This is a genomic window from Mesorhizobium qingshengii (genome assembly GCF_027563465.1).
Lineage (GTDB): Bacteria > Pseudomonadota > Alphaproteobacteria > Rhizobiales > Rhizobiaceae > Mesorhizobium > Mesorhizobium qingshengii_A.
Genome location: NZ_JAPFQA010000027.1, coordinates 1 through 26568, shown reverse-complemented (window position 1 = coordinate 26568; position 26568 = coordinate 1). Strand labels below are relative to the sequence as shown.

Below are 26568 nucleotides of genomic sequence, written 5' to 3'. Positions count from 1 at the left end.
GTCCGATAGAGCTCGGTCCAGAATGGCATGCAGGCTGGGACGTGATCCGTTTCCTCACTCGAAAATCAGGCAGAGAGTCACGCTTTCGCGCCGAACTGTCTTCTTGAGTCACGGTTCCTTGCAAATCGGCACCGGCTGGGGCGGCGGTGCCGGATGATCCTTCTTGTATTGAGCGATGATTGGCTCGAGGGTCTTTCGCGGCCAGAATTTCGGAGAGCCGATTTCCTTCAGGCAGGATGCATTCCAATAGAGTTCGGCGGCTGACCGCGAACGACCGGTCGCCGCCGCTTGCGCGATGGCGGCGATGTCGCGTGATTCAGGATAGATATAGAGCGTGGTCGGATTGTCCTTCACCATCGGGACGATCCGCTCCGCATCCGCCGGCGACCAGCTGGTGCAGCCATTGCTGCGGCCGCCGGCGTAGTCCACCAGCTTGCCAAACGGCACGTAGCCATCATGGTCGGCGTATGAGCGGTCCGGACTTTTCCGAAGACACATGCCGCGCAGCACCTGGGCCGCGTGGCCGCCGATCACCCGCTGTCTGGCATTGGCGGCTTCGCCTTCGCCGTCAAACTGCACGAAGGTGCGCTGGAAAACCGCGTCCTGTTTCGCCCCGACGCGGTAGTAGCCCTTGAACGATGTTTTCTCCTCGCCGGTGATATAGGCCCCGCCGGCCGTCAATTCCGAATCCATCGCATTGCCGAAGTTCTTCGCGCACCGTCTTCCATTCGCGAAATCGACGACGCCTTTCAAATTCCGACCGCCGCCGTGACCCGCCGAAACCGCGCGAAACGACTGGTTGGCTTCGCAGATGATGTAGTAGCGGCGCCCCAGTTCGCCATTGCCCAGATCGCCGGGGCGTGTCGCGTCCATGGCGAAGTAGCAGGGGTTTTTGACGGCGCCTTCGCCAACCTTCTTCAGGTAAAGCGCGCGGGCCCTCTCCAGCACCACTTGTGCGATTTGACCTTCGCCTTCGCCGACATGGGCCTGCAGCCATGCCGGGACGCCCGATGGCTGCAATGCGGCAAAGGACCGGACTGATGCCGTCAAGGCGATGACGACGAGGATGAGGCTGGTGACGACACCCAGCGGGACAGATCTCAACCGCACCGGATCAATTCTCCTGTCGAGGCCATTCCGCGATACCTTACGGGGGTTGCCGCCTTGAGCCGATCATAAATGGCCTCGCGCCAATCGGCGAAACACATCTTGTTCAGCGCCCCCGCATGGCGCTGTGAACATGCTCGATTTTCGATCTTCAAGGATTGAGCTATGATTTGATTCTGGCGCTGCCCGCGCCCCCTCCCTCCACCGGGAAAGCATCATTCATGCAGGGCTATCCGATCACCGAACCGACTGTTCGAGCACCAGGCATGAGGAGGGGTTGCGAAAAAGGCTCGCACCAGGAGGTTGTGATGAAGCTATCCGCGCCTGTCTACCATCTGAAGCGTCAAGCCAGGTTGTTGTCCCGCCAGAGCAAGGCTCCGCTCCACGAAGCGCTTGACCGTATAGCGGCACGAGAAGGCTTTGCCAGCTGGAGCCTGCTTGCAAGCAAGGCAGCCGAAACGGCGCCTGCCGGCGGATTGTTCGCGCGACTGGCGCCCGGCGACCTGGTTCTGGTCGGTGCGCGGCTAGGCCACGGCAAGACCCTGATGAGCCTCGAACTCGTAGTGGAGGCCATGAAGTCAGGCAATCGGGGTGTGTTCTTCACGCTGGAGTACACGCAAAGGGATGTGCTGGATCGGTTTCGCGCCATCGGGGTGGAGCCGGCGCGTTTCAACCACTTGTTCGACTTCGACAATTCCGACGCGATCAGTGCCGACTATATCGTCAAGACGTTGCGGGCGGCGCCGCGCGGCACGCTGGCGGTCATAGATTATCTGCAGCTGCTCGATCAGAAGCGGGAAAACCCGGACCTGATGGCGCAGGTCCGCACGCTGAAGGCCTTTGCGCGCGACAGGGGATTGATCCTCGTCTTCATCTCGCAGATCGACCGCTCATACGATCCGGCGAAGAAGCCGTGTCCCGATATCGGCGATGTCCGGTTGCCGAACCCGCTGGATCTGTCGCTGTTCAACAAGACCTGTTTCCTGAACGAGGGTGAAATCAGGTTCCAGGCAGCGCGCTGACGATCGGGTCGGGCAGCCTTCATTGCGCTGCCGCCGGCAGGTTGAGGGGTTGCGCGGCCGGTGCCGGATCGTATTGCTCGCGCATCGCGTCGGCCGACCGGCGAACCACTTCGGAAATCCGCAGGAGCTGCCTGGCGATCGGGCTTGTCTTGCGCCAGATCATGCCGATCGTTCGCGAGGGCTGCGGGCTGGCGAAGCGGGCGATGGAGACACATGCCGAGCGTGTCTCCACCGGCACGGCCATTTCCGGGATCAAGGTAACGCCGACGCCGGCGCCGACCATCTGGACGAGGGTCGAAAGCGAGCTGCCGTCCAGCAACTCCCTTGGTCGCGCCGAATGCATGTTGCAGAACGACAGCGCCTGGTCACGGAAACAATGGCCTTCTTCCAGCAGGAGCAGCCGCATCTCGCGCAGCATTTCGCGATTGGGTACCGGCTTGCCCTCGTCTTCGCCGGGCCGGACCAGCACGAAGTTCTCGGCGAACAGCACGATTTCCGTCAGTGAAGGTTCCGACACCGGCAGCGCGACAATGGCCGCGTCGAGCCGACCGTCTGCGAGCTCCTGGATCAGCTTCTGCGTCTGCGTCTCGCGCACGTGGACATCGAGCCCGTCATGCATGCGGGCGAGGTTGCCGATGATGGCGGGCAGAAGATATGGCGCGATGGTCGGGATCACGCCGATGCGCAGCCGTCCCACCAGGTGGTCGCGCGAGGCCCGCGCCAGGTCCGCCAGTTCATCCACCGAACGCAGGATGTCGCGGACGCGGAGCGCAAATTCCTCGCCGAAATTGGTCAGCCGCACCTGGCGCGCGCCTCTTTCGAAAAGCTCCGTGCCCAGCGTCTCTTCCAATTCCTTGATCTGCACCGAGATCGCAGGCTGCGAGATCGCACAGGCATCAGCCGCGCGTCCGAAGTGATTATGCCGCGCCAACGCCTCGAAATAGCGCAGCTGCTTCAGCGTCAGGTTCGCCATAATGTCATCTTATCGCTGTAATCAGGAAATCCAACTTAAACTAATCAAGCCGCTTTGCTATAGGAGCTGTAAGGGAGATGGGAGCAGCCGGTGTCACGCAGGCCCGACCTCATGGGCATGAGTGGTGCGATCGGGCCTGTTTTGTTTTCAAGACAGTCTTGTCCAAGGCAAGCTCCCGGCAGTAGGACATTTCGCATATTCGGGCTCCTGGCCATCGCGCGGCCACGGAGCGGACCGTCTTCCAAGGGCATTCCTGACCCTTGTTCACGCAGCAGTTGAGGCAACGCCCAACACAGCCACGATCGGAGAAAGACATGGACGCCAACACCGACGACAACAGCAAGGGCAAATGCCCGGTCGTGCACACTGCCGTTGGCAGGGGCAACCGCGACTGGTGGCCGAATCAGCTCAATGTCCAGGTGCTCCATCAGCAGTCGCCGCTGTCCGATCCGATGGGTGAGGCGTTCGATTATGCCGAGGAGTTCAAAAGCCTCGACCTCGACGCCGTGATCAAGGACCTGCACGCGCTGATGACGGATTCGCAGGAGTGGTGGCCGGCCGATTTCGGCCATTATGGGCCGCTGTTCGTCCGCATGGCGTGGCACAGCGCCGGCACCTACCGCATCGCCGACGGCCGCGGCGGCGCCGGAGCCGGTCAGCAGCGTTTCGCACCGCTGAACAGCTGGCCGGACAACGTCAACCTCGACAAGGCCCGCCGGCTGCTGTGGCCGATCAAGCAGAAATACGGCCGCAAGATCTCCTGGGCCGACCTTTTGATCCTCACCGGCAACGTCGCGCTGGAGTCGATGGGCTTCAAGACGTTCGGTTTCGCCGGCGGCCGTGCCGACGTGTGGGAGCCCGAGGAGGACATCTACTGGGGCCCCGAAGGCAAATGGCTGGCCGACGAGCGCTACAGCGGCGACCGCGATCTGCAGAATCCGCTTGGTGCCGTGCAGATGGGCCTGATCTACGTCAACCCGGAAGGCCCGAACGGCAATCCGGATCCGCTGGCTTCGGCGCGTGACATTCGCGACACCTTCGCGCGCATGGCCATGAACGACGAGGAGACCGTCGCGCTCATCGCCGGCGGCCACACCTTCGGCAAGACCCATGGCGCGGGCGATGCGGCACTTGTCGGCGCCGAGCCGGAAGCCGCCGATATCGAGCAGCAGGGCCTCGGCTGGGCGAGCAAGTTCGGCACCGGCAAGGGCGGCGACGCCATCGGCAGCGGCCTGGAAGTGACCTGGACAACGACGCCGACCAAGTGGAGCAACAATTTCTTCGACAATCTGTTCGGGTTCGAATGGGAACTGACGAAGAGCCCGGCCGGCGCGCAGCAGTGGACGCCGAAGGGCGGTGCGGGCGCCGGCACGGTGCCGGATGCGCACAATGCTGGCAAGCGCCATGCACCCTCGATGCTGACCACCGACCTCGCGCTGCGGTTCGATCCGTCCTACGCGACGATCTCCAAGCGCTTCCACGAAAATCCGGATCAGTTCGCCGATGCGTTCGCGCGTGCCTGGTACAAGCTGACCCACCGCGACATGGGCCCGCTCGCCCGCTATCTCGGCCCGCTCGTTCCAACGGAAGAGCTGCCCTGGCAGGACGTCATTCCGGCGGTCGATCATGTGCTGATCGACGAACAGGACGCTGAGGCGCTCAAGGCCAAGATCCTGGCGTCCGGCCTGTCGGTGTCGCAACTTGTCTCGGCGGCCTGGGCGTCGGCCTCGACCTTCCGTGGCTCCGACAAGCGCGGCGGCGCCAACGGCGCGCGCATTCGCCTCAGCCCCCAGAAGGACTGGGCGGTCAACCAGTCGGCCGAACTCGCCAAGGTGCTCGACAAGCTCGAAGCCGTTGCCAAGGCCTTCAACGCCTCGCAGACCGGCAACAAGAAGGTCTCGCTCGCCGACCTGATCGTTCTCGGCGGCAATGCCGCCATCGAGAAAGCCGCGAAGGATGCCGGTCACAGCGTGGCCGTCCCCTTCTGGCCAGGCCGCATGGACGCCTCGCAGGAGCAGACCGACATCCACTCCTTCGCGCCGCTGGAACCGACCGTTGACGGTTTCCGCAACTACGTCAGCGGCAAGCAGCGCCTGACGGTCGAGGAAGCGCTTGTCGACCGCGCGCAGTTGCTGACGCTGACGGCGCCGGAAATGACCGTTCTGGTCGGCGGCCTGCGCGTTCTCGGCGCCAATGCCGGGCAGTCGAAGCATGGCGTCTTCACCAGGCGGCCGGAAACGCTGAGCAACGACTTCTTCGTCAACCTGCTCGACATGGGCACGGAGTGGAAGGCGACATCGGACGCCAAGGATGTGTTCGAAGGCCGCGACCGCAAGACCGGCGAAGTCAAATGGACCGGTACCCGCGCCGACCTGATCTTCGGTTCGCACTCGCAGCTGCGCGCGCTGGCCGAAGTCTATGCCACGGCCGACGCCAAGGCGAAGTTCGCCCGCGATTTCGTCGTGGCATGGACCAAGGTGATGAACGCCGACCGCTTCGATATCGCCTGAGCCGGCAAAGGCAATCCGGCGCGGCTCGACCGCCGCGTCAGGGTGCGTGCCGACCGCTGCCGACGCCATGGACCAGGGCCGCGTTTCCAGCGATGGGAACGCGGCCCTGTCGCAAGAGGCCGCGCCCCGGTGGTACGTTCCTTCCCGTGCGACGCTGCTATCTTGCCGGCACAGCGTCTCCAGCGGTGCAACATGGTCGAAATCGTCAAACCCGCGCTTGAGCATCTGCCATCCTACAAGGCAGCACTCGAGCGCGGCTGGTCGCCGGACAATGTGCGGCTCAAGCAAGCGACGCGCGAGCAGCTTGCCGCGATCGAAAGGGACCCAGTGGCCTTTCTCGCCGACCTCGACGATCCCGAAGCCAAGGGCGGCCCGATCACCTTGCCCGACGGCAAGCAAGTGCCGCGCCTGCCGGGCTTCCGCCGCTGGATCTGGGATGGCGAGGCAGCGGGCTCGATCGGCTTTCGCTGGCAGAAGGGCACGGCAGCGCTGCCGCCGCATGTGCTTGGCCATATCGGCTACGCGGTGGTGCCGTGGAAGCGGCGGCGCGGCTATGCGACCGAGGCGCTGCGGCTGATGCTGGACGAGGCGAGGGCGGTCGGCCTGGCCCACGTCGAGATCACCGCCAAGCCGGGCAATCCGGCGTCGCACAAGGTGATCCTGGCCAATGGCGGCAAGCTCGTCGGGCGCTTCTTCGAGGACACCGCCTATGGCGGAGCGGAAAGCCTGCGGTTCCGGATCGAGCTATAGCTCGCCTTATCGCCTTTCGGCCTGATCGCGCAGCCAGTCGGCGAGCGACGCGCGATGCAAACCGGCCCGGCCCGTGAAGGCGTCGGCTGAAAGCATGGAGTTCAACACCGCTTCCTGCGTGGCCTCGGCCGCCGCCCGGAAAAGCAGGTCGATGCGCGCTTCGTTCAGGGCCGTCAGCGGCACCAGGTCGCGGGTTTCATCGTGATCGACCAAATTGCCGGTGCTGAAGGCAATGGCAATATCGCCGCTGCCATGGCCCCAGAAGGAGCCAAGCCTTGCGATGCCTGCCCCGGCGCGGCGCGCAACTCTCTCGAGCTGGCGGCGTTCGAGCGGCACGTCGGTCGCCAGAACGATCATGATCGAGCCGCGTTCAGCCTGGTCCGGTTGCCTCGGATCGGGCCTACGCCCATCGGGCAGGATGAGGTCGCCGGCCTTGCCGAAATTCGACAGGACGAGAACGCCAAGATGGCGTTCGCCAGCCAGGATGATCTTTCGCGACGCCGAGCCGATGCCGCCCTTGAAGCCGAAGCAGCTCATCCCCGTTCCGGCGCCGACATTGCCCTGCTCGACCGCGCCTTCGTGGGCGTCCGCCAGTGCGGCGCGGGCGTGCTCCTCGGTTATCGCCAGCGCCTGGATATCGTTGAGCGGGCCGTCATTGCATTCGCCAACCAGCGGATTCACGGTTCCGGTGGAGCGGCCGATATCCGGGTTCAGGCGGATCGCGTCGCGGATCAGCGCCGTGGCGCAGGTGCCGACCGAGAGCGTGTTGGTCAACAGGATCGGCGTTTCGATGGTGCCGAGTTCCCGCACCTGCGTCAGGCCGACAGTCTTGCCGAAACCGTTGATGACATGGCTTGCCGCCATCACCTTCTTGCGAAACAGATTTCCGCCATGCGGCAGGATCGCGGTCACGCCGGTGTTGATGTCGCCGTTGCGCAATGTGCAGTGACCGACGCGTACGCCAGGCACGTCGGTGATCGCGTTACGAGCGCCCGCCGGCAGGGTGCCGCAGGTCAAGCCGTAGTCAGCGACAGTCCTGGTCATGTGTCAGATGTGCTCGTCGGCACACAGCGCGTGGTCGGACAGCGCGCGGATGACGTAGCAGTCGCCGACCGTCTTGCCGTCGCAGCAGGAGGTGATGCGCTCCAGCTCGGTTTCCAGCCGCTTCAGCTGGGCGATCTTTTCCCGCACGGAAATCAGTTGTTCCCCGGCGATCCGGTCGGCGTGGCCGCAGGGCTGCTCGGGGTGGCCGCTCAGTTCGATCAGCGAGCGGATGTCCTCGACGGCAAAGCCGAGGTCGCGGGCGTGGCGGATGAAAGCCAGCCGCTCCAGCTCCTGCCTGGAATAGCGGCGCTGGTTGCCTTCAGAGCGCTCGGGCGCCGCGACCAGGCCCATCTGCTCGTAGTAACGGATGGTCGGCACCTTGACCCCGGTGCGGCGGGAGAGATCGCCGATCGAAAACATGAATTCTGCCTCTTGAAGCTCTAGTGACTAGAGCAATTACAGTGCCTGACATCAAGGTTCAAGACATGCGAACAGATGTTCGCGAACGAGACGGACAGGTGACGTGATGACGGCTCCCCACGAGCAAACACCATTCAGGCAGACGCGGTTCAGGATCGGCGGCATGGACTGCGCCTCCTGCGCGGCCAAGATCGATACGGCGGTGCGCCGCCTCGACGGCGTCGCCGATGTCTCGGTTTCGGTGACCGGCGCCAGCATGACCGTCAGCCACGGCGGTTCGCTCAACGACGACAAGGTGCTGCAGCAGGTTGCGCGGCTGGGCTATGGCATCGTCAAGGCCGAAGCCGGGACCGATGGACGCGCATCGCCGGCGGCCAACGCGCATGACCATGCCGACCATGATCATGACCATGGCGGCGGCCAGGTCGCCGAGGAGGCCCCGGGCCTATCCCATCTCCACGGCAATGCCGAGCCGGGGCAGGCATGGTGGCGCTCCCGCCGCGCGGTGCTGACCCTGGCTTGCGCGGCAGCGCTTGTTGCCGCCTATGGCATCGGCCATTTGTTCCCTGTGGCCGAGCGCTGGGTTTTCCTGGCCGCGCTGCTGGTCGGCCTTGTGCCGATAGCGCGGCGCGCGCTGATGGCGGCATTGGCCGGCACGCCGTTTTCGATCGAGACGTTGATGACCATCGCCGCTGCCGGCGCCGTGGTGATCGGCGCCACGGAAGAAGCGGCCGCCGTGGTGGTGTTGTTCCTGATCGGCGAACTTCTGGAAGGTGTCGCCGCCGGCCGCGCCCGGGCCAGCATCCAGGGGCTTGCCGACCTGGTGCCGAAGACCGCGCTGGTCGAGCGGCCGGGCGGCACGATCGACGTTCCTGCCGACCTGCTTGTGGTCGGCGATGTGATCGTGGTGCGGCCGGGCGACCGCATTCCGGCCGATGGCGAGATTGTCGAAGGGGCGGGCGATATCGACGAGGCGCCGGTGACCGGGGAGAGCACGCCGAAGCGCAAGGGAATCGCGGAAGCCGTCTTCGCCGGCACGATCAGCAGCGACGGCGTGCTCAAGGTTCGGGTCACCGCCGCCGCCGCCGACAACACCATCGCCCGGGTGGTGCGGCTGGTGGAGGAGGCGCAGGAATCGAAGGCGCCGACCGAGCGCTTCATCGACCGTTTCTCGCGATACTACACGCCGGGAGTGCTTGTAGCCGGTGCGCTGGTGGCGCTGCTGCCGCCGCTCGTCGCCGGCGACTACTGGAACGAGTGGATATACAAGGGCCTGGCGATCCTGCTGATCGGCTGCCCCTGCGCGCTGGTCATCTCGACGCCGGCGGCGATCGCCGCGGGTCTGGCGACCGGCGCGCGGCGTGGCCTGTTGATAAAGGGCGGCGCGGTGCTTGAAGGCTTTCGTCGGATCACGGCCGTTGCCTTCGACAAGACCGGCACGCTGACCGCGGGCAAGCCGGTGGTGACCGACATCGTGGCGTATGGGGGCGATGAACGCACCGTGCTGGCGCTGGCGGCAGCCCTAGAGCAGGGCTCCAGCCATCCGCTGGCGACGGCGATCCTGGACAGGGCCAGGGCCGACAAGGCGCCGGTGCCGCCGGCGCTGGTTGCCAAGGCGATCCCAGGCAAGGGTGTCGAAGGCAGCGTCGGCGGCGCCGCCGTCTTCCTTGGCTCCGGCCAGGCGGCGAGCGAGCGCGTGGTGATGACCGAAGCGCAACGCCTTGCCATCGACAGCCTCAACGGCCAGGGCAAGACCGTCTCGGTGCTGGTGGCCGACGGGGTGGTGGCTGGGCTGATCGCCATGCGCGATGAGCCGAGGCCGGATGCGGCGGCCGGCATCATGGCGCTGAAGGCCGAGGGCATCCGCACGGTGATGCTGACCGGCGACAACCGCCGCACGGCGCAAGCCATCGCCGCTTCGCTCGGCATCGACGCGCGGGCAGAGCTGTTGCCTCAGGACAAGCAGCGCATCGTCGGTGACTTGCAGCGCGAGGGGCTGAAAGTGGCCAAGGTCGGCGACGGCATCAACGACGCGCCGGCGCTGGCCGCCGCCGATATCGGCATCGCCATGGGCGGCGGCACCGATGTGGCATTGGAAACGGCGGACGCGGCGATCCTGCATGGCCGCGTCACGGATGTCGCGCGCATGGTGCGGCTGTCGCGGGCGGTGATGGCCAACATCCGCCAGAACATCACCGTGGCGCTCGGGCTCAAGGCGGTGTTCCTGGTCACCACCATTGCCGGCATCACCGGCCTGTGGCCGGCGATCCTGGCCGACACCGGCGCCACCGTGCTGGTGACCGCAAACGCCATGCGCCTGCTGCGCTGGCGGGGTTGAAGTGTACTCGGCCGCGGCCTCTGGGCCGCGCCTCCAATGGTCGGCAGGCGATGTTGGTTAGCACTTTGCTGATGCGGCGTCGAAAACCGGAGCGGTTTTCGCCATATGCGTGCAATTCATTCGTTCTACAGTTGCCGGCCTGAACCTTTGCCGGAGGCGAGATGAAACTTGGCGTAGTCTTGGGGTTGGCCGCAGGCTGCCTGTCATCCGTGGCCTTGGCTGATACGACGCAGGAGCTTTATCCCCTTGCCATGGCGCGTGGCCTGCGTGTAGGGCAGACGCTGGAGACCTTCCTGCTGACCGTGATGTCGCCGTTCAGAACCAGCGCGGGCAGCGAGGGCACACTGACGCGCGAGATGGTCGACCGTCTCGGTGCGCGCGGTGACGCCGCCGCCAAGACGGCGACCCTCGGGCAATTCATCAAGCTTGACCTGAACCAGGACGGGATCGTGTCCAAGGCCGAAATAGAGGAGCTTCGTGCCCGGCCCGATGGAAACGTCATCGTTTTGCTCTCCAAAGCCTTGCTCTTGGCGGATGCCGATGGCGACGGAAACATATCCGTTCTGGAAGCCTACATGAATGCCAAGGCGGCACCACAACCCGGCGGGCGTGGCAATCTCTCCGACTACCTGGCCCTAGGCGATGGCAGCAAGGTGACAGCACCACAGGTCATGGAACAGGCAATGACCGTGTTCCGGTCCATCGATCTGGACGGTAACACCATTCTGTCCAGGGATGAGATTGCGAAAGTCGCCGCGCGGATCCCCCAAGCTGTCAGGCGAAGTGTCGTTTCCGAGCGGTCAAACGACACCGCCTTATGTGACTTCCCCCGCCCCACCGCCGCGGCCGAAACAGTACTGCTGGGCACCTATGAGGGCGATGCCATGGCCAATGTCCATGCCGGCAACCCTGATGACGAGACCACCACGTCGAACATAGCCATCCAGCCCGGGAAGACGCCGCTCTACATTGTCGCAACGAGCTATGAAGCACAGATCTGGGCGGTGTCCGGAGCCGTGGAGCGGGTTGAAAAACTGGTCGTTGCCGCGCCCCGAGGCGGTGCGCACTCCGGCGTCGTCGGGCTCCCCAGGGATCGAGTATCCTTCGCCGGCAAGGCCGGGCAGGCCTGCATGAACTATTTCTACAAATCCGGTACGCGCGAGACAGCACAGGCCAGAAAGACGTTCGCGGCCAGGCTGGGCGATGATGTCGATCATGTTGGCGGCATCTACAGCCTTTCCAGTGTGTCCTTGCCGGACATGATATTCGAAAACCTGGCGCCGACCGCGTCATCGCGCGTGGCGCCCGCAGATTTCGACGCGGCGAGCTGGAAAAGCGGGTTGCGGTTCACACCCAGGGGGCTGGTGCGCTTCGATCCGGCCAGCGTCGTCGCCAGCGAACCGGCAAAGCCATACGAAGTGCTGCCGCAGGAATTTGGGCTTTCGCAACTGGTCCATAGCGGCCATTTGGAACAGCTCAAGCCGGGTGTGTTCAGGATCGCGCGGCCCATACCCCAGTTCCCTGCCGGTTTGGCCGGCGCGCATGCCGTACAGTTCGTGCTGGCCAAGGGGGTGCCGATGCCAGGTGGCGATCCCGGCCATTCCTGCGTGGTATCCGAGGGCACCGAGGAGGCTGTTGGTCAGTCGGCGGTGGCATGCCGCATGATACGACCCAACCTTGACCCGCTCGCCAAGTTCAAATGAGTCGAAGCAGGTTGTCCGGCCCCGCTATTCTGCGGCAGCCGTCAGCGGCGGCGTGGCGTTGCTGCGCCACTCCCAGATATGCGAGGCCAGCGCCACCGCGACGGCGACCAGCATGGCGATGGCGCCAAGCAGCGGCAGGCTGCGGTAGCCGTAGCCGGCATTGAGCATGGCGGCACCCAGCGATGCGGCCAGCGCGATGCCGACATTGAAGCCGGATGGAATGAGCGACGAGGCGAGGTTCGAGGCATCCGCCGTCCAGGCCAGGATGCGGGTCTGGATCGGCGTGCCGATGGCGAAGTTGAGACCGCCCCAGACGATGATGGCGATAACCATCGGCACGGGATAGGGGCTGACGGCATAGATGACGGCGAGCGTCACCGCCTGCAGGGCCAGCATGGTGATCAGCGACGGCATCAACTTCCAGTCGGAGAGCTTGCCGCCGAGGAAGACGCCGAGCGTGGCGCCGACGCCGTTGAGCAGCAGCACCCAGGGCACCAGGCCTTCGTCCAGTCCGGTGATCTCCAGCAGTGTCGGCGTGATGTAGGTGAACAGTCCGAACTGGCCGATCATCAGCATCAGCATGAGGATCAGCGAGGTCCAGACCTGCTGCCGCGCCAGCACGCGAACCTCGCGGGCAAGGCCGGCGGGCATGGCCTGATATCCCGTGGTGCGCGGCAGCAGCGCTGCCATGGCAAGCGTTGCCGCCACGCCGAGCGCGCACATCACCCAGAAGGTCGCGCGCCAGCCCCAGATGTTGCCGATCGCGGTACCCGCCGGCACGCCGATGACGTTGGAGACGGTAAGGCCCGACAGGATGACGGCGACCGCCATGCCGCGCTGGTCCTGGCGCACAAGGCCGACCGCGACCACCATGGCGACGCCGAAATAGGCGCCATGCGCTACCGCAACGGCAATGCGCAGAAGCAGCATCGAGGTGAAGTCGGGCGCCAGCGCGCAGGCCGCCTGGCCGATGGTGAAGGCGAGGGCGAGGCCGAGCAGCAAGGTCTTGCGCGACAGCGGCTTGGTGGCGAGCGCCAGCAGCGGGCCGCCGATGGCGATGCCGCAGGCATAGCCGGAGACCAGATAACCGGCGGAGGGAACCGAAACGCCAAGCCCGTCCGCCACTTGCGGCAACACGCCGGCGATGACGAATTCGGTGGTGCCGAACGCGAAGGCGGCGATGAACAGGGCGATGAGCGGAAGCGACATGGCGGGGAGCGGTCCTCGAGTGCTGGCCTCAAACCACGGATGGTCCTCGCGGGCAATCCAGAAATTATGGACGCCGCTTTAGCTTTTCTTGATCGATTCCCGTGTCACCAGCCGCGCGGCGGCTGGGCAGGGCGGCGCCCCGTCGCGCCGGGGTCGCTACGCCGGGACCTTGCGTCCGTATGGAATCTTGAGCCACGTCCGTTCGTGGAAATAGTAGAGCAGCGACTTGGTGACGACCTCGGTCAGGCCGATGGTGGCGGCGAGCTTGAGGCTTCCGGTCACGACCAGTGAAATGATCATCGTGTCGATGGTGCCGGTCACGCGCCAGGAAAGCGCCTTGGCGAAACTGCGCGAATGGGTGTCCATCGATTTCCTCCGAAAGGCTGGGCCAACCGACCCTTATCCCGACTGATGGAAACAGAGCAAAGGTATTTTGCCGCCGAAAGGAGGACAGGTGCGCGATGGCTGTGAATCAGCTCGCCCTCAGCCGCGATCCGGTGAGCAGGCCGCGCTCTTCCAGCACGGGATAGGCCATCGAGGCGAGCAGCGAGTTGATCTGCTTCAAGTCGCGGATGGTGTCGAGGTGGATCGAGCTGGTCTCGACGCTCTTGGCGGTGCCGTCGCGCAGCCTCACGAAATGGCTGGCGCTGGTTTCCTTCTCGCGATCGCGCAGCTGGTCCTTTTCCAGCACCAGCTGGCGGGCGGTTTCAGGATCGCGCGACACCAGCACGTTGAAGGCAAGCCGCGCATTGGCGAGCACCGAGGCGTGGAAGGCGCACAGTTCGCGCCAGCCTTCGTCGGTGAATTCCAGCCCGCGTTCGAGCTTCTTCTTCACATGCACCAGCATGTTGCGCACGATGATGTCGCCGACCTGTTCCAGCTTGACGCAGGCGCCGATCAGCTCCTGGCAGCGCAGCGCCTCGTCCTCGGTCAACGGGTTCTTGGTGACCTTGGCCAGATAGAGCTTTATCGCCGCGTGCTTGCGGTCGACGCGGTCGTCAAGGGCTGCCAGCGCCTTGATCTTGTCGGCATCGGCGCTTTCATAGAGCTCGATGATGCGCTGGAGCATGATCTCGACCGTCTCGCAGACCCGCACCACCTCGCGGGTGGCGTTGGCCAGCGCCTGGCTCGGCACATCGAGCGCGCTTTCGTTGAGTGCCGACAGTTCGACAACGTCGAGCGTGCTGGCCGGCGCCGGCCTGGTGCCCAATGCGACGAGCTTTTCCGAGGCGCGGTAGACGAATCCGGCCAGCGGCAGGCCGGCCAGCAGGATCAGCACATTGAACAGGATGTGGGCGTTGACGATCTGGTCCGCCGCCGTCGAACCGAGGAAGGCGAAGTGCGGCCTGAAGATCATGACCACGATGAGCATGACCAGCGAGCCAAGCCCGCGCATCAAGAGGTTGCCGATCGGGACGACGCGCGCTTCGGGCCCGGCCGAACGGGTCAGCATCGGCGCGATGATCGAGGAACCGAGGTTGACACCGAGGACGAGAACGACGCCGAGTTCCGGCGTGATCAGGCCACGACCGGCCAGCGTTGCCATCAGGAGAACCGCCGCGATGCTCGACTGGAATAGCCAGGTGATCAGTGCGGCCAGCAGATAGGCGGTGATGGAATCGCCGGAGAAGTAGTTGATGATGACCGGCAGGAGCTGGCTGTTGCGCAGCGGCTCCGAGGCCTGGCCGATCATTTCCAGCGACAGGATCAGCAAGCCGATGCCGACCAGGATGCGGCCGGACTGGCGCCAGTCGCGCCGCTCGGTGGCCATGAACATCACCGTGCCGGTGATCAGGCAGAGCGGCACCAGCAGCGTGAGATCGAAGGTGAGCAGCTTGACCACCAGCGCCGAGCCGATCTCGGCGCCGCGCACGGCAAGCTGGCCGGCGGCGCCCGAGACGATGCCGGAGCCGGCGAAGGAGCCGACCAGCAGCGTGACGGCGGTGGAGCTCTGCAGGGCGATGGCGAGGCCGGTGCCGGCCAGCACCGCCATGATCGGATTGCGCATGGTGGCGCGCAATTTGTGGCGCAGCACGTCGCCATAGGCGCGTTCGACGCCGGTCTTCACCATGCGGGTGGCAAACAGCATCAGCGCCACCGCGCCGGCCAGATGCAGAAGAACGACCGAACCGCTCATTGCGGCGCCGCCCGCACGCAGGCAGGAGACGCGACGCGGGCAGCGTGGCGAACGAGGTGAAAAACAGGGGTACGAATCATGATCATGGCGGTCGTCGATAATAGCTCTAATATTTTAGCCGGATAATAAAATCTTGTCGATTTCAAGGGTCCGTTGCGGCGCGACAGGCCGTGTCGGAAAATGGACGGACGCGCGGATGGTTGCATTGCCAAGCCGCGGTCGTGCCGCGGATCGGCCATGCCGCCGCGCTTCTGGCGCCTGGCTTTACGACGATGTTCAAGTCCCTTCGGTAAATGAAGGAATTCATTACACAATTGTAATGCGGGTATTCAGTTTCGGTTCATCCCGTGGCGACTATCCCTTGGGCATCGACAACCAAGGAGACTTCCCATGAAACGCATTGTCCTTTCCGCCCTCGCTTTCACGATGCTGGCCGCCACGTCGCTCACCGGCCAGGCCGCGCCGATGAATGCCCCGAACGCTCCGCAGTCGAATTACAGCCAGGTCGACTGGCAGAAGCCCGGCCACCACGCCGATGTGAAGAAGCGCGTCTTCAAGAAGAAGGTCGTCGTGAAGCGCAGCCACTGGCGCAATGGCCAGAAATATTCGAGCTGGAAGCGTCATCAGCCGATCCGCGACTATGGCCGCTACGGCCTGCATCGCCCCGGCCGCGGCCAGGAATGGATCCGCGTGGGCAACGACTATGTGCTGGTCGGCATTCTCTCGGGCGTCATCTTCGGCGCGCTCGCCGCGCAGTAGATCCCGGCTGGGCCGGCAACCATGCTGATCGGAAAAGAGAAGGCGGCCCGCAACGGCCGCCTTCTTTCTTGCCCTGTGGAAACCGGGTATGGTCCGCATTAGGGGTCGTCGACCCCGACAGGCATGATTATATGAGCGGGAAACGAGTTGCCCGATGCGCTTTCCGCCCGCCTTCCTCGACGAGATACGCGACCGCGTGCCGATTTCATCGGTTATCGGCCAGCGTGTCGCGTGGGACAGGAAGAAGACCAATGCGCCGCGTGGCGATTATTGGGCCTGCTGCCCGTTTCATGGCGAGAAGAGCCCGTCCTTCCACTGCGAGGACAAGAAGGGCCGCTACCACTGTTTCGGCTGCTCGGTCTCGGGCGATCATTTCAAGTTCCTCACCGAACTCGACGGGATGAGCTTTCCCGAAGCGGTCGAGAAGATCGCCGACATGGCCGGCGTGCCGATGCCGGTTCGCGACGCGCAGGAGGAGCGGCGCGAGAAGGAACGCGCCAGCCTGACCGACGTCATGGAGATGGCGACCGCGTTCTTCCAGGAACGGCTGCAAGGGCCTGAGGGGGCGAAAGCCCGTGCCTACCTGCGCGACCGTGGGCTGACGCCGGCGACGCAGCAATCGTTCCGGCTTGGCTTTGCACCCGACAGCCGCAATGCGCTGAAGGAGCATCTCGCGGCAAAAGGCGTTCCGAAGGCCGACATCGAAGCCTGCGGCCTGGTGCGCCATGGCGACGACATCCCGGTTTCCTATGACTGGTTCCGCGACCGCATCATGTTCCCGATCCCGGATTCGCGCGGCAAGATCATCGCCTTCGGCGGCCGTGCGCTGGCGCCCGATGCGCTTGCCAAATACATGAACTCGCCCGACACCGAGCTCTTCCACAAGGGCAATGTGCTCTACAATTTCGCCCGCGCCCGCAAGGCTCTGGCCAAGGGCGGCACGGTCATCGCCGTCGAAGGCTACATGGACGTGATCGCGCTGGCCCAGGCCGGCTTCGAGAACGTCGTGGCGCCGCTCGGCACCGCGCTGACGGAAAACCAGCTCGAGCTGCTTTGGCGCATGGCGCCGGAGCCGATGCTGTGCTTCGACGGCGACAAGGCCGGGCTGAAGGCGGCGTGGCGGGCCGCCGACATGGCGCTGCCGTCGGTGCAGGCCGGCCGCTCGGCGCGCTTCGCGCTGCTGCCGGAAGGCAAGGACCCCGACGATCTGGTCAAGGCCGAGGGGCCGGACGCGTTCCGTGCCGTACTGTCCGATGCGAGGCCGCTGGTCGACCTTCTGTGGATGCGCGAGACGGCGGGCGGCGTCTTCGACACGCCGGAGCGGCGGGCGGAACTGGAGAAGACGCTGCGCGAGCTGACCAGCCGCATCCGCGACGAAAGCCTGCGCTACCACTATCAACAGGAGATGCGCGAGCGCGTGCTGAGCTTCTTCGGCTCGCAGCGCGGTGCGCGCCATGGGCGTCAAGATGGCGGCCGGCCAGGCGAGCGCGGCCAGGGCAAGGCGGCCGCACCCGGCGGACAGTTCGCCAAGAGCGGTGGCGGCCGCATCGCGATCACCGAAAGCCTCGGCCAGTCGGCGCTGGTCAAACGCGGCAGTGAGGGGATGTCGATGCGCGAGGCGACGATCATCGTCGCGCTGGTCAACCATCCGGCGCTGATCGACGAGAATTTCGCTCATATCGAGTTTCTCGATCTTGCCAACTCCGACCTGCAGCGGCTGCACGCGGCGATCCTCGACGCGATGGCGCATGACATGGCCAATGACCGCCACGCGGTGATCGCGACAATCGAGCGCGCCGGCTGCGCGGAGATCTGGGAGCGCGCCGTCGGCCTGATCCGGCGGGCGCGCCAGTGGCCGGCGCTGGAGACCGCCGCCCTTGACGATGCCCGTGACGCTTTCAGCCAGGCGCTGCACTTGCAGCGCAGCGCGCGCACCTTACATAAGGAGCTGAAACAGGCGGAAGCGGCGCTCGCCACCGATCCCACGGACGAAAACTATCGGCACCTGATCGAAATTCAGGCGCAATTTCAGGATGTACAGGCGACGGAAGCGCTGATCGAAGGGTTTGGCGTGTCCTCGGGCAGGGCCGGGCGGGCTTAGAGCATGATCCCCAAAAGTGGGAAAACATCATGCTTCCACCAAAGGAAAGATAGAGCTGATTCCGGCCCACCGGGGCGGAATGGGCTCAGGCATGAGAGTGAGATGTGAAAGCGTTGTTGCGCGTGCAATCGGCGCGTGACGGGCTAAGTCGGGTAATTGATTCGCTTTTTTCATGCGAATCATGCGAGAGCCGCTTGACCTTCCGACAGAATGGCGGAATCAGGACGATTCGAAACGTTAACCCGCACCCGCGTCGACGGGAAATGCAGCGATGTGAGGTACTGGTCACTGGACAGGCAGGCTGCCTGCCACAGATATCAGGGTTAATCTGGACTTAACGTAGATGCAGTTACTGGCCCGGTGAAGCGCGTTTCACAAGCGAGCGCATCCGATTTGACTGGTCCGGCAGCTTACGCGGCTTTGATGTTCGGCCGCTAGGAGAAGAAAAAGACTATGGCGACAAAGGAAAAGGAAGAGGTCGAAACCGAACGCGAAGGCGCCACCGATGGCCCTCTGCTCGACCTTTCCGATGATGCTGTCAAGAAGATGATCAAGGCCGCCAAGAAGCGCGGCTATGTCACCATGGACGAGCTGAATTCGGTGCTGCCGTCGGAGGAAGTCACCTCCGAGCAGATCGAGGACACGATGGCGATGCTGTCCGACATGGGCATCAACGTGGTCGAGGACGACGAGCAGGGCGAGGAGCCCGAAGGCGGCGACACCGCCGCCGACGCCGAGGAAGACGCCAACGAACTGGCCGAGCAGACCGGCACCGCCGTTGCCGCCACCACCACCAAGAAAGAGCCGACCGACCGCACCGACGATCCGGTGCGCATGTATCTGCGCGAGATGGGCTCGGTCGAGCTTCTGTCGCGCGAAGGCGAAATCGCCATCGCCAAGCGCATCGAGGCCGGCCGCGAGACGATGATCGCGGGCCTGTGCGAAAGCCCGCTGACTTTCCAGGCGATCATCATCTGGCGCGACGAACTCAACGAATCGAAGATCCTGCTGCGCGAGATCATCGATCTCGAAGCCACCTATGCCGGCCCCGAAGCCAAGCAGGCGCCGGTGGTCGAGCGCATCGAGGAAGCTCCCAAGGCCGAGGAAAAGCCACGCCGCGGACGCGACGAGGAAGACGACATCACCAATGTCGGCGCAGACACGCGCGGCTTGGTCGATGACGACGAGGAAGACGAGGACGAGGCAAGCCTGTCGCTGGCAGCGATGGAAGCCGAACTGCGCCCGCAGGTGATGGAGACGCTCGACGTCATCGCCGACACCTACAAGAAGCTACGCAAGCTGCAGGACCAGCAGGTCGAGAACCGGCTGGCCGCCGCCGGCACGCTGTCGCCCAGCCAGGACCGCCGGCTGAAGGAGCTGAAGGACCAGCTGATCAAGGCGGTGAAGTCGCTGTCGCTCAACACCGCGCGCATCGAGGCGCTGGTCGAGCAACTCTACGACATCAACAAGCGCCTGGTGCAGAACGAGGGCAAGCTGCTCAGGCTGGCCGAAAGCTACGGCGTGCGCCGCGAGGAGTTCCTGAAGGAATATCAGGGCTCCGAGCTCGACCCGAACTGGACGCGCTCGATCGCCAATCTGACCTCGCGCGGCTGGAAGGAATTCACCAAGAACGAGAAGGATGCGATCAAGGACCTGCGCGCCGAGATCCAGCATCTGGCCACCGAAACGGCGATCTCGATCCTGGAATTCCGCAAGATCGTCAACCAGGTGCAGAAGGGCGAGCGCGAAGCCGCGATCGCCAAGAAGGAAATGGTCGAGGCCAATCTGCGCCTCGTCATCTCCATCGCCAAGAAGTACACCAATCGCGGCCTGCAGTTCCTCGACCTGATCCAGGAAGGCAATATCGGCCTGATGAAGGCGGTCGACAAATTCGAGTACCGCCGCGGCTACAAGTTCTCGACCTACGCGACGTGGTGGATCCGGCAGGCGATCACGCGTTCGATCGCCGACCAGGCGCGCACCATCCGCATTCCGGTGCACATGATCGAGACGATCAACAAGATCGTGCGCACCTCGCGCCAGATGCTGCATGAGATCGGCCGCGAGCCGACGCCGGAGGAACTGGCCGAAAAGCTCGCCATGCCGCTCGAAAAAGTGCGCAAGGTGTTGAAGATCGCCAAGGAGCCGATCTCGCTCGAAACGCCGGTGGGCGACGAGGAGGATTCGCATCTGGGCGATTTCATCGAGGACAAGATGGCGATCCTGCCGATCGACGCGGCGATCCAGGCCAACCTGCGCGAAACCACGACGCGCGTGCTGGCCTCGCTGACGCCGCGCGAGGAGCGCGTGCTCAGAATGCGCTTCGGCATCGGCATGAACACCGACCACACGCTGGAAGAGGTCGGCCAGCAGTTCTCGGTTACCCGCGAGCGCATCCGCCAGATCGAAGCCAAGGCGCTGCGCAAGCTCAAGCACCCGAGCCGGAGCCGCAAGCTGCGCAGCTTCCTCGACAGCTGATATTTCCCGAACAACCACGATTTGAAGGGCGCCATTGGCGCCCTTCTTCGTTCGTGGCGCGCGCTCTTGCGGCACATGCACTTCGGGAGGATAATTTTGCGTCGGATGCATTTTTCTGGGCGACAAACCCGGATGCCCGCCCCGGCGAAGCCGCCGTGCTCCGTGGCCCCGGAGGGAGGTGTGCCATGACAAGCTACATCGTGCTGATGAACTGGACGGAGCAGGGCGCCAGAAGTGTGCGCGAGTCACCGAAGCGGCTCGACGCCGCCAGGAAGCAGTTGGGGGACATGGGCGGATCGTTCAAGGCGTTCTACCTGACCATGGGCGAATACGACATGGTGGCGGTGGTCGAAGCGCCCGACGACGCGGTCATGGCGCGTTTCTCGCTGATGCTGGCGGCGGGTGGCAACGTCAGGACGCGGACGCTGAAAGCCTTCCCCGAATTCGCCTACCGCGAGATCATCACCTCACTCGGATAGAGCCCTGAAAACAGCGCGGAGGCCGACGATCAGGCGCTGTCTTGACGGTGCCTGATCAACGGATTGAGCCGACGCGTTCTGTGGGTTGGCTGATCCAAGACGACGAACGGATCCAGGCGCTAGCGCCAGGTGGCATTGAACACAGCGCGCAAATTTCTGGAGTGATCCAAATCCCTACGCGCTGTGTCCTTCGCATTACTCGGCTAAATGAGCCGGGTCTTACTTCTTCCGCTTAGGCGCGTCCTGTGACAACACGGATGCTGCCAAAGAACGTGACTGCGCGGAGGTTGGCTTGATCGCTCCTGAAAGGACGTGCGATGCAAGGGTAGCTTCCTTCGGCGTAGTATGCCGAGAGGGAGGTGGAGGCGGTTTCTTTGCCATGTTAAGTTCCTTTTGACCTATGAATCGTAGGTGTGTTAGTAAGGAACCGCACCGAGGTGTATGTCCCCGGTGCGGCTGCCGCTAGCTCTTTAACAAGAGCAGGGGGTGGACGAGGGGTTGGCGCCCCTGCCACCCGAAGGAATGCTTAATCATTCCGTGGTCTCCTTTTCGTCTACAGTGTTATCGTTCCCCGGCGTGTCATCGCCGGGGTTCTCTGTCTTTACCGCCATTGCGGGATCGACATAGAACCATATGCGCCCTCCACGACGAACCTTGCCTTCTTTAAGCAGGCGATAGAGCGTCATGCCCGGCGTTTTTTCATGAGTCTCGAAGCCGTAGGCCTTTGACAGTTGCTCTTTGACCGCTGAAACCTTCGCTCCCGAGGCTCCGCATTCCTTTAGGAATGCCAAAATTGCGTCGCTGATCGTCGGTGTCGCCGAAGATGACTCGCTAGATATGGTAGCGTCGGTTTGGGGCGGAGCTTCAGTTTTTTCAGCATCCTTGATGGGTTTTTGGAGGAGTTGAGGGAACTTACCTCTAGCGATTGCTACGGCTCCATCATACTTCTCGTCGCCGATCACTTCACGAACTGCTGTCCAGATCTTGGCATTCAACGGGTCGAACCCGTAGATGCTCAGCGCATTCACACCTTTGGCCCGGCTCAGTCGATCGGCCGCAATGGAAGCATTCAACTCTACTAGCTGCTTGGTAAGAGCAGCGATCCTGTCATCAGCAGCTATCGTCTTAATGAGTATACTGATGACGCCCGCAGTCTCATACTCGTCTAGAGCATCCGGCTTCGTCAGCGGAGGTTCGGGCGGCGGCGGCGGCGGGGATGATTCGTCGGTCATGAAGGCAACATAACATAGACATCATATAATGCAATCATGAAAGGAAATCACTAGTGATTACGTTTTTTAGAGATGCTCGCCGCGTGATTCCCCAGAGGACTTTAGAGAGGGGTACTTGTGTCAAGGGGATAATCCCCTTGTTTTATGGGTGATCATTATCCCAAAATCGCTGCGCGCCGCAGCGACATGCGTTAGGATGTGGCCATGTCCGAACCGAATTCACATGCGCATCTGTGGCCCGGCGTGCCGCTTGCCCTGGGCTCGGCCGCCCTGTTCGGCGCGGCGCCGCCGCTCTGCAAGCTGCTGCTCGACAGCGTCAACCCCTTCATGCTGGCCGGCCTGCTCTATCTCGGCGCCGGTGTCGGGCTGGCCCTCTATCGCCTGGCTCGCGGCACCGGCGCCGGCGAGGCGCAACTGACCGCCAGGGACATGCCATGGCTGGCGCTGGCGATCGGCGCCGGCGGCATCGTCGCCCCGGTGCTCTTGATGTTCGGCCTCAGTCTCAACACCGCGTCCAGTTCCGCGCTGCTGCTCAACCTCGAAGGGCTGGCGACGATGGCGATCGCCTGGCTCGTCTATCGCGAGAATGTCGACCGGCGCCTGCTTGTGGGTGCCTTCGCCATCCTTGCCGGCGCTGTCCTGCTGTCGTGGCAAGGCGGAGGCGTCGCCTTCAACCTCGGCGCCGTGCTCGTCGCCGGGGCGTGCCTGGCGTGGGGGCTGGACAACAATTTCACGCGCAGGATCTCGGCCACCGATCCGGTGGTGATCGCCATGCTCAAGGGGCTGGTGGCGGGTGTCGTCAATGTCGGGCTGGCGCTTGCCGCCGGGGCTTCGTTTCCCCCACCGTCAGTCATCGCTGCCACCGCGGCCGTCGGCTTCTTCGGCATCGGCGTCAGCCTGGCGATGTTCATCGTGGCGCTGCGCCATCTCGGCACGGCACGGACAGGGGCCTACTACTCGCTCGCGCCCTTCATCGGCGCGTTGCTGGCGATCGCCATCCTGGGTGACGCCGTCACGCTCAAGCTGGCGATCGCCGGGCTTCTGATGGGCTTCGGCCTCTGGCTGCATCTGTCGGAGCGCCACGAGCACGAGCATGACCACGAGGAACTAGAACACGAGCACAGCCATGTGCATGACGAGCACCACCAGCACCATCATGACGGGCCGGTGAGCGAGCCGCATTCGCACTGGCACCGGCATGCGCCGATGCGCCACCGGCATCCGCATTATCCCGACCTGCACCACCGGCACGGGCACGGCTGAGCATATGCTCGAGCCAGGGACCAAGCCTGCCCTGAGTGTCTGGTACAACACGCGCTGCCCGGTCTGTGATGCCGGCATCGGCAGGCAGAAACGGCGGCTTGTCGAGGCGGTCAAGGCCGGCCGCATCCAATTTCGCGACATCAACCTTGAACCAGCAGCACTTGCCGGATTTGGAGCCTCGCTGGAGGATATCCGCCGCCGGTTGCACGCCACCGATGCACAGGGCCAACTGCTGGTCGGCGCCGATGTGGTAATTGCCGTCTGGAAGGCAACGCCGGGCGAGGGCTGGCTGGCAACGCTGTTCGGCAATCCGATTGCCTTGCCGCTGACCCGCCTTGCCTACGACCGTTTCGCCGACCTGCTCTACGCCTGGAACCGGCGCAAGGGACGCTGGTAATCCTTGCCTTGCCTGCCGCCTCGCATCGTATTGACCTCAATCAATGCCGCCCTTGTCGGTAACCTCGATTGTGGAACCATCGCTTTCGATGAGGCATGTGATGGAGAAGGTCGACTTCAAGAAAATCATGAAGGCGTTCTGGCAACCTCCCGTGGGTGTGTTTTCCCTGGTCGATGTTCCCAAGCTGCAGTTTGCCATGATCGACGGCAAGGGCGACCCGAACACCTCCGAGGAGTACCGGCACGCGATCGAATGGCTCTACTCGGTGAGCTATCCGCTGAAGTTCATGTCGAAAAAGGAACTCGGCAAGGACTATGGGGTGGCTCCGCTGGAAGGGCTGTGGTGGGCCGAGGACATGTCGAGCTTCCTGACGGGCGACAAGCATCTCTGGTCGTGGACCATGATGATCATGCAGCCGGACTGGATCACCGGGGAAATGTTCAAGGCGGTGCTCGACAAGGCGTGCGCGAAGCTCGGCGAGCCGCCCGAAAGCCTCAGATTGCAGTTCTTCCACGAAGGGACGGCGGTGCAGATCATGCACATCGGACCCTATAGCGCGGAAGGACCGACGATCCTGCGCCTGCACGAGGAATTCCTGCCCGCCAACGGTCTCGTGGAAAACGGCAAGCACCACGAGATCTACCTGGGTGACCCTCGCAAGGCGGCACCAGAAAAACTGAGAACGGTGATCCGCCAGCCGGTCAGGAAACGATAGACTAGGCGCCACTGCAGGCCGAAAGGCCCGAAATTGCCTTCGGGCCTTTCCGCGTAGCCGCCTGACGAGGCGAGGCCTCGCACAGCCAGCCGACAATGCGGCGCACCGGCGGCAGAACCACAAGCAGCGTCGGAAACGCCACCCAGCCAGGACAGGCCCAGGCGGTCATCCCATATGGCGGCCAGGCTGGGGCCGGCAAGCCCCTTGCGGCATCATTTAGATACATCGTAAGATATATCTTGACTCAACGCCGGCGCGCGCCTAGTTAAGATATATCGTAAGATACAACTCAAGGAGCAATCAATGCATAAGCACGACAATTTCGGGCACAAACATTTCGGCGAGCGCATGTTCATGCACATGGCCGGCAAATTCGGTGGACGCGGCGGCGGCTTTGGCCCGTTCGGGCATGGCGGTCGTGGCGGCGGACGCGGTGGTCCGGGCGACATGTTCCGCGCCGGGCGCATGCTGGCCGACGGCGATCTCAAGCTGATCACGCTGTCGCTGCTGGCCGAGGCGCCGCGCCACGGCTACGACATCATCAAGGCGCTGGAAGAGCGTACCAGCGGCATCTACAGCCCGAGCCCGGGCGTGGTCTATCCGACACTGACATTCCTGGAAGAGGCAGGCTATGCCGCCTCCGCCGCCGACGGCAACAAGAAGGTGTTCTCGATCACCGAGGCCGGGCAGGCGCATCTTGCCGACAACCGCGAGATGATCGACGGCGTGCTCGACCATCTCGAGCGCTTCGGCCGCAAGATGGCCAAGGCGCGCGACTGGTTCGGCTGGAACGACGAGAGCGAAGAAGGCGGGCGTCGCGGCGGTCGCGGGGATCGTTCGGAGGCGCGTGACGAATTCCGCTCCGTGCGTCACCGCTTGCGGGCGGCTCTCGGCGACTTCGTCGACGCGCCGGCCGACAAGCAGGCCGAGGCCATCGCCATCCTCGAAGGTGCCGCCGAGGCACTGGAAGCGCTGTCGCGCAAGTGAGGCCTTCCGGCTCAGCCGGACTTGCCCGCCAGGCCAAGGACCGATAGTGAAATTCATCCCGCGCCACTCTACATGGTGCGGGATGAATGCTGTTGGAGGAAGCCCGATGTCTTTTCTGAAGCGTCTTTTCGGCGGTGGCGGCAGCGGCGAAGCGAGTGAACCCAAGAGTGCCGCGCCGGCCAAGCAGGTTGAGCACAAGGGATTCCTGATCAGCGCCACGCCCTACAAGACGGACGGCCAGTACCAGACCTGCGGCGTCGTCTCCAAGGAGATCGACGGCGTCCTCAAGGAACACAAATTCATCCGCGCCGACCGCTTCGCCGGGCTCGACGACGCCGTCGACATCTCGATCAAGAAGGGCATGCAACTGATCGACGAGCAGGGCGAGCGGATCTTCGGATAGGCAAGGCTGGTCAACCCAGAACCGTCAGCCGCGCCGCGCCGCCTCGATCGCGGCGACGTCGATCTTCCTCATATCCATCATCGCATCAAATGCGCGTTTTGCTTCATCACCGCCGGCAGCCATCGCCTCGGTCAGCACGCGCGGCGTGATTTGCCACGAGATACCCCATTTGTCCTTGCACCAACCGCATGCGCTTTCCTGGCCGCCATTGCCGACGATGGCGTTCCAGTAACGATCGGTCTCCTGCTGATCGTCAGTGGCGATCTGGAACGAGAAGGCTTCGTTGTGTTTGAACGCGGGCCCGCCATTGAGGCCGAGACAGGGGATGCCGGCGACCGCGAACTCGACCGTCAACACGTCGCCCGCCTTGCCGGACGGGTAGTCGCTGGGAGCGCGGTGGACGGCACCGACCGAGCTGTCGGGAAAAGTCTCGGCGTAGAACCGGGCCGCGGCCTCGGCGTCCTTGTCATACCAAACGCAGATTGTGTTCTTGGCGATTGCCATTGCTTGTCCTTTCGCTTTTGAAGCCATTCCGGCGGGT

Annotated in this window: 23 protein-coding genes; 14 read left to right on the top strand and 9 right to left on the bottom strand. The window is 63.9% G+C overall.

The window, feature by feature from the left end; translation table 11 throughout:
• Window positions 1-108: 108 nt before the first annotated feature.
• A complete protein-coding gene (locus tag OOJ09_RS30065; protein WP_269908686.1) occupies window positions 109-1110 on the bottom strand; it encodes a hypothetical protein in 1002 nt (333 codons plus the stop codon).
• A 305-nt stretch (window positions 1111-1415) separates the two neighbouring features.
• Here OOJ09_RS30065 and OOJ09_RS30060 point away from each other — a divergent pair, with 305 nt between their 5' ends.
• Window positions 1416-2129: a DNA helicase gene (locus tag OOJ09_RS30060; protein ID WP_269908685.1), complete on the top strand. Its 714-nt coding sequence runs from the start codon at window positions 1416-1418 to the stop codon at window positions 2127-2129.
• Window positions 2130-2148: 19 nt separating this feature from the next.
• On the opposite strand, the gene OOJ09_RS30055 is transcribed toward OOJ09_RS30060, so the two are convergent.
• Entirely contained in the window at window positions 2149-3102 is a 954-nt protein-coding gene (locus tag OOJ09_RS30055; protein WP_269908684.1) for a hydrogen peroxide-inducible genes activator, read from the bottom strand.
• A gap of 314 nt (window positions 3103-3416) precedes the next feature.
• Here OOJ09_RS30055 and katG point away from each other — a divergent pair, with 314 nt between their 5' ends.
• Both katG and OOJ09_RS30045 read left to right on the top strand, forming a co-directional pair.
• Window positions 3417-5612 carry a catalase/peroxidase HPI gene (gene katG, locus OOJ09_RS30050; RefSeq protein WP_269908683.1) on the top strand — a complete coding sequence of 732 codons (2196 nt, stop codon included), beginning with the start codon at window positions 3417-3419 and terminating at the stop codon, window positions 5610-5612.
• Between the two features lie 192 nt (window positions 5613-5804).
• Entirely contained in the window at window positions 5805-6362 is a 558-nt protein-coding gene (locus OOJ09_RS30045; protein ID WP_269908682.1) for a GNAT family N-acetyltransferase, read from the top strand.
• 6 nt (window positions 6363-6368) lie between these two features.
• Here the strand turns inward: OOJ09_RS30045 and OOJ09_RS30040 are convergent, their stop codons facing one another.
• Window positions 6369-7406, bottom strand: coding sequence for a P1 family peptidase (locus OOJ09_RS30040; protein WP_269908681.1), 1038 nt, complete (start codon window positions 7404-7406; stop codon window positions 6369-6371).
• A 3-nt stretch (window positions 7407-7409) separates the two neighbouring features.
• Window positions 7410-7826: a MerR family transcriptional regulator gene (locus OOJ09_RS30035; protein ID WP_269908680.1), complete on the bottom strand. Its 417-nt coding sequence runs from the start codon at window positions 7824-7826 to the stop codon at window positions 7410-7412.
• A 106-nt stretch (window positions 7827-7932) separates the two neighbouring features.
• On the opposite strand from OOJ09_RS30035, the gene OOJ09_RS30030 reads away from it, so the two are divergent.
• Window positions 7933-10164, top strand: coding sequence for a heavy metal translocating P-type ATPase (locus tag OOJ09_RS30030; RefSeq protein ID WP_269908679.1), 2232 nt, complete (start codon window positions 7933-7935; stop codon window positions 10162-10164).
• 161 nt (window positions 10165-10325) lie between these two features.
• Window positions 10326-11867 (top strand): hypothetical protein, encoded by a 1542-nt coding sequence (locus tag OOJ09_RS30025; RefSeq protein WP_269908678.1) that lies wholly within the window; start codon window positions 10326-10328, stop codon window positions 11865-11867.
• A 24-nt stretch (window positions 11868-11891) separates the two neighbouring features.
• Here the strand turns inward: OOJ09_RS30025 and OOJ09_RS30020 are convergent, their stop codons facing one another.
• From OOJ09_RS30020 to OOJ09_RS30010, 3 genes are all read right to left on the bottom strand, one after another.
• A complete protein-coding gene (locus OOJ09_RS30020) occupies window positions 11892-13076 on the bottom strand; it encodes an MFS transporter (protein ID WP_269908677.1) in 1185 nt (394 codons plus the stop codon).
• 156 nt (window positions 13077-13232) lie between these two features.
• Window positions 13233-13442: a DUF2061 domain-containing protein gene (locus tag OOJ09_RS30015; RefSeq protein WP_269908676.1), complete on the bottom strand. Its 210-nt coding sequence runs from the start codon at window positions 13440-13442 to the stop codon at window positions 13233-13235.
• A 106-nt stretch (window positions 13443-13548) separates the two neighbouring features.
• On the bottom strand, window positions 13549-15213 hold the full coding sequence (locus OOJ09_RS30010; protein ID WP_269908675.1) for a Na/Pi cotransporter family protein: 1665 nt from the start codon (window positions 15211-15213) through the stop codon (window positions 13549-13551).
• A 390-nt stretch (window positions 15214-15603) separates the two neighbouring features.
• Between OOJ09_RS30010 and OOJ09_RS30005 the strand changes: the two genes are divergently transcribed.
• The 4 genes from OOJ09_RS30005 (at window position 15604) to OOJ09_RS29990 (ending at window position 21030) form a co-directional block, all read left to right on the top strand.
• Window positions 15604-15972: an RcnB family protein gene (locus tag OOJ09_RS30005; protein ID WP_269908674.1), complete on the top strand. Its 369-nt coding sequence runs from the start codon at window positions 15604-15606 to the stop codon at window positions 15970-15972.
• Between the two features lie 154 nt (window positions 15973-16126).
• Window positions 16127-18073: a DNA primase gene (gene dnaG / locus OOJ09_RS30000; RefSeq protein WP_269908673.1), complete on the top strand. Its 1947-nt coding sequence runs from the start codon at window positions 16127-16129 to the stop codon at window positions 18071-18073.
• A gap of 453 nt (window positions 18074-18526) precedes the next feature.
• Window positions 18527-20551, top strand: a complete 2025-nt coding sequence (rpoD, locus tag OOJ09_RS29995) for an RNA polymerase sigma factor RpoD (protein WP_269908672.1) — start codon at window positions 18527-18529, stop codon at window positions 20549-20551.
• A gap of 185 nt (window positions 20552-20736) precedes the next feature.
• Complete coding sequence (locus OOJ09_RS29990; RefSeq protein WP_269908671.1) at window positions 20737-21030, top strand: GYD domain-containing protein; 294 nt, start codon at window positions 20737-20739, stop codon at window positions 21028-21030.
• A 530-nt stretch (window positions 21031-21560) separates the two neighbouring features.
• Here OOJ09_RS29990 and OOJ09_RS29985 read toward each other — a convergent pair.
• Entirely contained in the window at window positions 21561-22262 is a 702-nt protein-coding gene (locus OOJ09_RS29985; protein WP_269908670.1) for a hypothetical protein, read from the bottom strand.
• Window positions 22263-22466: 204 nt separating this feature from the next.
• Between OOJ09_RS29985 and OOJ09_RS29980 the strand changes: the two genes are divergently transcribed.
• The 5 genes from OOJ09_RS29980 to OOJ09_RS29960 all read left to right on the top strand — a co-directional run bounded on the left by OOJ09_RS29980 (window position 22467) and on the right by OOJ09_RS29960 (window position 26027).
• Complete coding sequence (locus OOJ09_RS29980; protein ID WP_269908669.1) at window positions 22467-23525, top strand: DMT family transporter; 1059 nt, start codon at window positions 22467-22469, stop codon at window positions 23523-23525.
• A 4-nt stretch (window positions 23526-23529) separates the two neighbouring features.
• Complete coding sequence (locus OOJ09_RS29975) at window positions 23530-23922, top strand: thiol-disulfide oxidoreductase DCC family protein (protein WP_269908668.1); 393 nt, start codon at window positions 23530-23532, stop codon at window positions 23920-23922.
• Window positions 23923-24022: 100 nt separating this feature from the next.
• Complete coding sequence (locus OOJ09_RS29970; protein WP_269908667.1) at window positions 24023-24637, top strand: GyrI-like domain-containing protein; 615 nt, start codon at window positions 24023-24025, stop codon at window positions 24635-24637.
• 303 nt (window positions 24638-24940) lie between these two features.
• A complete protein-coding gene (locus OOJ09_RS29965) occupies window positions 24941-25624 on the top strand; it encodes a PadR family transcriptional regulator (RefSeq protein ID WP_269908666.1) in 684 nt (227 codons plus the stop codon).
• A gap of 106 nt (window positions 25625-25730) precedes the next feature.
• Window positions 25731-26027, top strand: coding sequence for an HlyU family transcriptional regulator (locus OOJ09_RS29960; protein ID WP_269908665.1), 297 nt, complete (start codon window positions 25731-25733; stop codon window positions 26025-26027).
• A 24-nt stretch (window positions 26028-26051) separates the two neighbouring features.
• Here the strand turns inward: OOJ09_RS29960 and OOJ09_RS29955 are convergent, their stop codons facing one another.
• Window positions 26052-26525, bottom strand: coding sequence for a VOC family protein (locus tag OOJ09_RS29955; RefSeq protein WP_269908704.1), 474 nt, complete (start codon window positions 26523-26525; stop codon window positions 26052-26054).
• Window positions 26526-26568: the final 43 nt, after the last annotated feature.